This window comes from Bacteroidota bacterium (assembly GCA_034723125.1).
Taxonomy (GTDB): Bacteria; Bacteroidota; Bacteroidia; order CAILMK01; family JAAYUY01; genus JAYEOP01.
Window position 1 is genome coordinate 1,404 of the sequence record JAYEOP010000360.1, and the last position, 9,166, is coordinate 10,569.

The 9,166-nt window shown below is 31.7% G+C and carries 4 protein-coding genes; 3 read left to right on the forward strand and 1 reads right to left on the reverse strand.

Annotated elements, in window-relative coordinates; genetic code table 11:
• Positions 1-9: 9 nt before the first annotated feature.
• Complete coding sequence (locus U9R42_09705) at positions 10-1,857, reverse strand: hypothetical protein (protein MEA3496296.1); 1,848 nt, start codon at positions 1,855-1,857, stop codon at positions 10-12.
• Between the two features lie 1,365 nt (positions 1,858-3,222).
• Here U9R42_09705 and nuoE point away from each other — a divergent pair.
• The 3 genes from nuoE to U9R42_09720 all read left to right on the forward strand — a co-directional run.
• On the forward strand, positions 3,223-3,747 hold the full coding sequence (gene nuoE, locus U9R42_09710) for an NADH-quinone oxidoreductase subunit NuoE (GenBank protein ID MEA3496297.1): 525 nt from the start codon (positions 3,223-3,225) through the stop codon (positions 3,745-3,747).
• Positions 3,748-3,758: 11 nt separating this feature from the next.
• Entirely contained in the window at positions 3,759-5,537 is a 1,779-nt protein-coding gene (locus U9R42_09715; protein MEA3496298.1) for an NADH-quinone oxidoreductase subunit NuoF, read from the forward strand.
• 24 nt (positions 5,538-5,561) lie between these two features.
• On the forward strand, positions 5,562-9,166 hold a 3,605-nt coding region (locus tag U9R42_09720), incomplete at its 3' end, for a molybdopterin-dependent oxidoreductase (GenBank protein ID MEA3496299.1).

Sequence of the window (9,166 nt, forward strand, 5' to 3'; positions counted from 1 at the left end):
AACTCAGAATTAAAAGCCAAAATTTAGTCCCAGAATAAAAGTATTTGTTTTTCCCTGAAAAATAGGCATTGTATATTTATCCAAAGTTTGCTGGTCTTTTGCAGAAATATTTGAAGAAACAAATTCGGCATGAACAAAAGCATCATGGAATAATTCATATTCCGCACTTAACGAATAAGCTTGTCGCTCCCAGTCAACAGAAGTTAAAAATACTTTACCTGCACATGGATTATCAGGGTCATTACGAATGTCTTCATAATCAGGTCCTTTTTGTGCATACAAATAATCCAATTTTAATCGCAACTTACTTAATGGCTTATAAGTCAATGCTAAATATATTTCTTGTGAATTATCACGTAAGTAATGACCTAAATTATACTGATTTGTTTCAAAAGTAGAAGTAGGATAATAATGCTTATAAACCATTGGGTTTGTTCTTGTATATTCTGTGGTAAATGAAACATTTTGAAGCGGGAAATTACTCAACCTAAAACCCGATTTAAAACCAATCCAGTTTGACTGCTTATCTTTATCCCACATATTACCAAAACTCATTTCATCAATAAATAAAGTTGAATAAATATGTAGATTCTTTATATTTCTTGAACTTAAATCAAAAAATATTTGTGCATTATTTTCATTAGTTGCAGCAATTGTATGCTCAACGGATTTAAATAAAATAAAAGGAATTAAATAAGCAGGCTGAACATTTGAATTAGAATAAACCATTGAATTTCCAACAGAAGCGGTAAAATATTTGAACACATTAAAAGAATACATATTTGCTGCAAAATATTTTGGAAAATACTCATAACGGATTGCACCCCCACCAAAATTTACTATGCTATTACTATCAACTACTTCGGATGTTAGATATCCATGAATATAATTAAAATCAAACCACTTTATTGGATTTAAATGAAGCTTTAATTGAGGAAAAGAAGGAGTACGTCCCGAAAAAATATTTGAACCATTATAATTATTTCCCCATAAAAGATGATCTTTTACAAAACCTACACTTCCCCATGCCCATGAATAATTCAGTCCTCCTCTCATATCACTGTAGTACTTTCCACCTTTATTATCCTCACCCTGTCTTTGTGAAAGCAATGTTGTTTTCATAAATGGTGTGCTAACTTCATTATCTCTAAAACTTACATAAAATCCCCAGTTATCTCCAAGATAAGCATAAGCTTCTGCCCCGCTCCACTGGTGATAAACAAAATCATTTTTATTTTTATAATACTCAAAACCACCAATTGGATTTACCCACATTGTAAATACAGAATCTTTGTGATAAAACATATCAGCTCTTCTTTCATGCTCATTTTTAATTCTCCTTATTCTTTTAATCAGATTATCTTGCTCAAATTTATTACTTAATTCTTTGTAATAATCTTTCAAATAAAAATCAAGTTCTTTTTGTTGCCTCTTGTTCAATATGCTTTTGTAAGAAGATGCTTTTAATAGTTTCTCAGCAATGTAAACACGTGAATATGGTTTGATTGCAGAGTTTATTTCAATTATTTGCATTGAAGCAAGTTCGTCTAAAAATATATAGATGTTTTTATAATTATGATGCACAGGAACAACCTGTGATGAAACATAAAGAGTAAATACTCCAAATAAAAATGTTAAAAGAATTCTTTTCAAAATAGTGTTATTAAAGGTGGGTTCTATAAATACATTTCTTTTAAGAAACAAAGATAATGAATAAGATGCAAGGCACAAATTTTTCTGAATAGCCGTCCGCGTGTCGCTGAAAGCTTTAGCGGAGGCACAAGCTATTGAGCAAAATTTTAACGCAGTCAGATTGTTTATTATCTTTGTTCCCAAAGGGTTTTCAGAGTTTTTCATATACTTCTTTAAAATTTTTAACATTATCCCGATAGTGCTTCAAAATTTTTCATTGTCTATAAAAAACTCTGAAAATCTTAATGCGAATGTATTTATAGAACCCACCTTAAGCATTAATTTACAAAATCAAAGGTACGAAATTATTATAAACTCAGTTAGGTTTAAAGGATGAGAAGTTGAACAGAAAAGTGGTTTAAGTCTTGTGTCTTTCCCTGAAATAGGTTGTCCATAAAATTATTTATTTTCATAGCAACTTTCTTTTACTCACCCTCCTGTCCCTCTCTGCAAGCAAAGAGGGATGATACATTTGATTAAATTTCAACAATAATTTTTGAAAATCAATTTTGTAAAAAAACCTAATACACACAATACTGTAAAAATTTTAACTTTACCGCTTACCTCCTATAATAGTCGGCAGTCAAAAACAGTCTCCAGTCAACAGTCGGCAGTCAAATTCCGAATAAACATAAAGAAGTACTTAAAGTGCCTAGAGTGCCTAAAGTACTTAAAGTTATGTGTTACGAATAAACAGATCCTCCTTCGCTAAAGCTACGGAGGAGAATCTAAACAGATAAACAATTCACCAAATAAACAATTCTTACAACAACAACCCATAAAGTCGTCATTGTGAGGGAGGTACGACCGAGACAATCTCGGGCTTTTTAGCAGAAGTAGTAAAAACAGTCCTCAGTCAGCAGTAGGCAGTCTCCAGCCAGCAGTCAAATTCCAAATAAACAAATCAACAGATAAACAAATAAACAATTCTTTCATCAGATTGCCATCCCGCAAATGCGGGATACCTCCTTCGCAATGACGTTATCTTGGAGCTTTCAAATAAAAAAGTCGGCAGTCTCCAGTTGGTAGCCAAATTACTAATCCTAAAACCTCCAATGTAATAATTTGAGTTTTTACCTTAAATTTTCTCCTCAAGGAGAAAAAACAAAAGAGGTAAAAAAGAAAAAAAACTAAAATTATGGAATCGCTAAAAAATATAAAGTTGAAATTGAACATTTATTTTCATAGCAACTTTCTTTTACTCACCCTCCTGTCCCTCTCTGCAAGCAAAGAGGGATGATACATTTGATTAAATTTCAACAATAATTTTTGAAAATCAATTTTGTAAAAAAACCTAATACACACAATACTGTAAAAATTTTAACTTTCCCGCTTACCTCCTTCTTTATTTATAGAGAAGGCAGGGATGAGTTTATAAAATAAAAAGTTAAAAAATTCGCTATTTCCAGCACCCAAACAAACAATTAAAAAAAAGATTAATTAGTAAATTATAATAAAAAAAAATAAATATATTTAGCCCCAAAAAAAATATTGTTTTTAACTTATTAAACCTTTTTAAGTTCACAAAATATGAGAGTTTCCAGAATAAAAAAACAATTTAAAGAAAAAGAAGAAGCCGAATTGAATGTTGATTTGGATTTATTAAATCCAATAATTCAAAAATACAAAAACAAAAAAGGCAATCTTATTCCAATACTCCAACAAACACAAAGCGTTTTTGGTTACATTCCTGCAGATGCATTTTCTAAAATCTCATTAGAAACAGGACTTAATTTAAGCGATATGTATGGAGTTGCTACTTTCTATTCACAATTTCGTCTCAAACCTGTGGGCAAACACATCGTTAAAATATGCCACGGAACAGCATGTCATGTTCAAAATGCAACTGCAATATCAACTGCATTGGAAGAAACATTAAAAATCAATGACGGAGAAACAACAAAAGACGGTTTATTTACTTTAGAGTCAGTAGCATGTCTCGGTTGTTGTTCTCTTGCACCTGTTCTAATGATCGGAGATGAAACATACGGAAAATTAACACCCAAAAGTGCATCAAAAATTATTAAAGATATTAGAAGAAAAGAAAATAATTAGCAGTAATAATTATGGAAAAAATAAAAGTTATAGTAGGTCTTGGTAGCTGTGGCATTGCTGCTGGAGCAAATAAAGTTTTTGACAAAATTGAAAAATTAAAAGCCGATAAAAATCTTGATTTTGAACTTAAAAAAACAAGTTGTATCGGAATGTGTTATCGAGAACCATTAGTAGAAATAGTAGATGAAAATGGCTCATATACTTATGGTGAAATTGATGAAGACAAAGCTTGTGAAATTATTGAAAGCCATGTTGGAAATAACAGTGTAATTAAAGATTATGTTGTTACTACAGACAAGTTTGAAACCATTGACAACAAATATTTTGAAGGTCAAGTAAAAATTGCACTTCGTCATTGTGGATTAATTGACCCTGAAAACATTGATGAATATGAAGCACAAGAAGGATACGAAGGAATAAAAAAGATTGCAAATAACAATATTTCAGCTACTGATGTTATTCAAACAATCCTTGATTCAGGAATAAGAGGAAGAGGAGGCGGAGGATTTTCTACAGGTTTAAAATGGAAATTTGCTAATAACAACAAATCTGATGAAAAGTTTATAATTTGTAATGCTGACGAAGGAGACCCCGGTGCATTCATGGATAGGTCGGTTCTTGAAGGAGACCCTCATGCAGTTCTTGAAGGGATGATAATCGGAGCTTATGCAATAGAAGCACATCAAGGAATTATTTATTGCCGTGCTGAATATCCCTTGGCTATAATACGATTAAATATTGCAATTGATCAAGCACGAGAGAAAGGTTATTTAGGTAAAAATATTTTTGGGATAAAAGGTTTTGACTTTGATATTTTTGTAAAAGAAGGAGCAGGAGCTTTTGTGTGTGGCGAAGAAACAGCACTTATTGCATCTGTTGAAGGAGAAAGAGGAATGCCAAGAAAAAGACCTCCTTTCCCTGCAGAATCAGGTCTATGGCAACAACCGACTAATATTAATAATGTAGAAACATTTTCAAATATTCCTTGGATAGTTCATCACGGAGCAAAAGAATACTCAAAATATGGAACTGAAAAAAGTAAAGGTACAAAAGTATTTGCTCTTACAGGAAAAATAAATCACGGTGGGCTTGTGGAAGTACCAATGGGTACAACAATTAAAGAAATAATTTACGACCTTGGCGGTGGAATTCAAGATGGCAAAAAATTTAAAGCTGTTCAACTTGGCGGACCTTCAGGAGGTTGTATTCCTGCAAATCTTATTGATACAAAAGTTGACTATGAATCTGTAAATGCTACTGGAGCCATCATGGGTTCAGGCGGTATGGTTGTTATGGACGAAACAACTTGCATGGTGGATATTGCACGTTTCTTCCTTGATTTTACTCAAAAAGAATCATGTGGTAAATGTACTTTTTGCCGAATTGGAACAAAAAGAATGCTTGAAATTCTTACAAGAATTACCGAAGGAGAAGGTAAAGATGGAGATATTGAAAAGCTTGAAGAACTTGCTTATAAAATAAAAGACAGTTCATTGTGCGGTTTAGGACAAACAGCTCCTAACCCTGTTCTTACAACTATTAAATATTTTAGGTCAGAATACGAAGCACATATTTACGATAAAAAATGTCCTGCAGGAAGTTGTACTAGATTATTAACTTATGAAGTTATTGACAAGAATTGTACAGGATGTACCGTATGTGCCATAAATTGCCCTGTAGATGCAATTGAAGGAGAAAGAAAAGGAATACATCATATTGACCAAGATATTTGTATTAAATGTGGTGTTTGTTATACCAAATGTAAATTTGATGCTATAAAAGTTTCATAATTAATTTAAAAACTTAATATTAAAATGAGTAATAAAATAGATATTTTTCTAAACGATAACAAAGTAACAGGATACATAGGTGAAAGTATTCTGGATGTTGCAACTCGTAATAACATTAAAATTCCAACACTTTGTCATGACCCGAGATTAAAACCATATTCATCTTGCTATGTTTGTATTGTAGAAGTTGATGGTATGCGTGGACTTCAACCCTCCTGCTCTACAAAAATTTCTGAGGGTATGAAAATAAAAACAGACACACAAAAAGTATATGAAGGAAGAAAGGCATCACTAGATTTGTTACTAAGTAATCACTATGCCGATTGCATTGCTCCTTGCAAAGATACTTGCCCTGCCGGTGTTGATGTTCAAGGTTATATTTCACTTATTGATAAAGGAATGTATCATGAAGCAGTTGCATTAATTAAAGAAACAAATCCATTACCTGCAATTTGCGGTAGAGTATGTGTTCGCCCTTGTGAAGCAGCATGTCGTAGAAATCTTCTTGATGAAAAAGCTCCGGTTGGAATTGATTACATGAAACGTTTTGTTTCCGATTTTGACCTTAATTCAGCAAATCATTTTAAACCAAAAGTAGAAAAATCTACAGGGAAAAAAGTAGCAATCATTGGTGGAGGTCCCGGTGGTTTATCAGTTGCTTATTTTCTCCAGCAAAAAGGACATCAATGTGATATTTTTGAAGCAGCACCTCATCCAGGTGGTTGGTTACGATACGGTATTCCTGAATACAGATTACCTAATGACATTCTTGATGCAGAAATAAAAACAATTACAGAACTCGGAACAAATATTTATTGCAACAAAGAATTTGGTAAAGATATTAGTTATAAAGAAATTCAAAAAGATTATGACTCATGCATTTTAACAATAGGCTCACAACATGGTACTTTGGTAGGATGCGAAGGAGATGATGCTGAAAATGTTTACTCAGGAATTATTTTCCTTAAAAATATGGAAGTTACTGGCAATAAACCTGACTTTTCAAATAAAAAAGTTATTGTAGTTGGTGGTGGAAATACAGCAATGGACTGTTGTAGAACATCAATTAGACTTGGAAGTACTGATGTAAAAGTTGTTTACAGGCGTACAGAAAAAGAAATGCCTGCAAACCCAATTGAAATCCATGAATCAAAAATTGAAGGAGTTGAATATCTATTTCTTACAAATCCAAAAGTAATCAATAAAGACAAAGACGGGAAGTTAAAATCAATGACCTGCTTAAAAATGAAATTAGGTGAGCCTGATGCTTCAGGACGAAGAAGACCTATTCCTATTGAAGGTTCGGAATATGAAATTGAAGTTGATTATATTTTAGCAGCCATAGGACAAAAAACAAAAATTGATTTTCTTGAAGATATAAATACAAATACTATTAATGGGGAATTAAAACCAAACAAATGGGGAGACATTGATGTTAATCCAAAAACATTACAAACAGGAATAGAATCAGTATTCGCTGCTGGTGATGGAGTTAGCGGTCCTGCTACAATTATTGAAGCAATAGCTCAAGCACAAATAGCTTCATTAAGTTGTCATCAATATCTTACAGGACAAGAAATAAAACCTAAAAAGAAAGAATTTTTAAGCAAGAAAAGTAATTTCAAAGAACAAATTCCTGAAGATTACGAAAACAATTTTAAAAATCAAGAACGCGAAGAAATGCCAACTCTTGATGCAGGCAACAGAATCAATTTTGCAGAGGTTGAACTCGGATATGAAAGTGAAGATATTGTCCAAAATGAATCAAAAAGATGTCTTGAATGCGGATGTACTGAATATTTCACTTGTGATCTAAAAAAACATTCAACTGAATATGATGTAGATCAAACAAAATTTGCTGGAGAATTCAATGAATATGCCATTGATTTTTCACATCCATTTATAGAAATTGATAACAACAAATGTATTTTATGTTCAAGATGTGTACGAATATGTAAGGAAGTAGTTGGAGCAAATGCCTTAGGATTGGTTAACAGAGGATTTGATACTTATGTTGCACCAAGTATGGGAAAATCTCTTACAGAAACTACATGTGAAAGTTGCGGAATGTGTATTTCTAGCTGTCCTACAGGAGCAATTACAGAAAACTTTGATTTTAAGCCGGGACCCGTTGAACTTGAACAAGTTGAAACTATCTGTAACTACTGCTCAATTGGTTGTAAAATTACTCTTAATCACAAAAACAACTTTGTAATGAAGGTTACAGGGGCAGAAGGTGAAATTAACAAAACTGCTAATATTTGTCGTTATCCAAAATTTGGTTATCAATATTTTAATGATAGTAACAGAATAACAAAACCATTATTAATGGTTGTTGGAAAGTATAAAGAAATAAGTTTTGATGAAGCCTTTGATATCATTCACGATAAAATCAAAAATGTAAATGCTGATGAAAATGCATTTTATGCAGGAGCAAGACTTACAAATGAAGAAATGTACCTTATTAGTAAGTTAGCAACTATTGGTGCAAAAACCAATAACGTTTCAAACTTTCATTATCTTGACAGAGGATTTGGATATGCAAATAATTCTGTATCTAATGTGCCTTTCGACCAAGTTAAAGGTGCAAGCAAATTTTATTTTATTGGTTCAGAAATAAATAATGATAACGCTGTTCTTGGATTTGATATTTATGATAGTTGTTTCCAAAATTCAATTCCAACACTAAATATTACTACTCATGAAAAGAGCACAATGGCTCACAAAGTTGATAAAACTTTAAAAATTAAATCTTATTATTACTTTGTAAAATCCATTAATCACTATTTATTATCCAAAGGACTGGAAAACGCATTATTTATTAAAGATAATACTGTTGATTTTGAAAATTATAAAACTGATTTATTAAAATTAAATTTTGAAGAAATTGTAAAAGCATCAGGTATTGATAAAAAAACAATTATTGAATTTGCAAAAGAATTCAATCTTGAAATGAATGCAATTATCGTATTTTCTGAAAAAGAAGTATCAGCAAACACAAGTTACGAATTATTTAATCTTGCATTAATAACAGGCAAGCTAGGAAAAACATCAAGCGGACTTATTGCTCTTAAAGAAAAAAACAATTCACACGGATTATTTGATATGGGAATGTTCCCTGAGTTAGGAATTGGTGGAGTATCAGTTGATAATAAAGAGCTAACTGACAAAATTAAAGAGAAATGGAAACTCAAAACATTAGCAAAACCTCTTTCAACTTCTAACAAGGAATTACTTGAAAATGGAAAGTTGAAAAACATATTAATTTTCGGAGAAGATCCAATTGGCACAGCAATAAAGAAAGCAGAAGTATCCGAATGGTTTAAAGATGCTGAATTTGTTATGGTTCAAGATTACTTTATGACTGAAACAGCTAAAAATGCTGACTTAATTTTACCTGCCTCCTTCCCTATTGAAACAGGTGGTAGTTTTACAAATACTCAAAAAGTAATTCAAAACTTTGAAAAAGTAACGGAAGCAAAAATTTCAAAAACATCTTACGAACAATTACTTTCATTATTAGAAAAATTTGGTTCAAATAGTTTAAAAAACCTTGATGATGTTTCTATAGAAGCAATTTCTATGTTACCAATAAAAACTGAAAAAGAAAAATTTGAGTTTATCAAAAC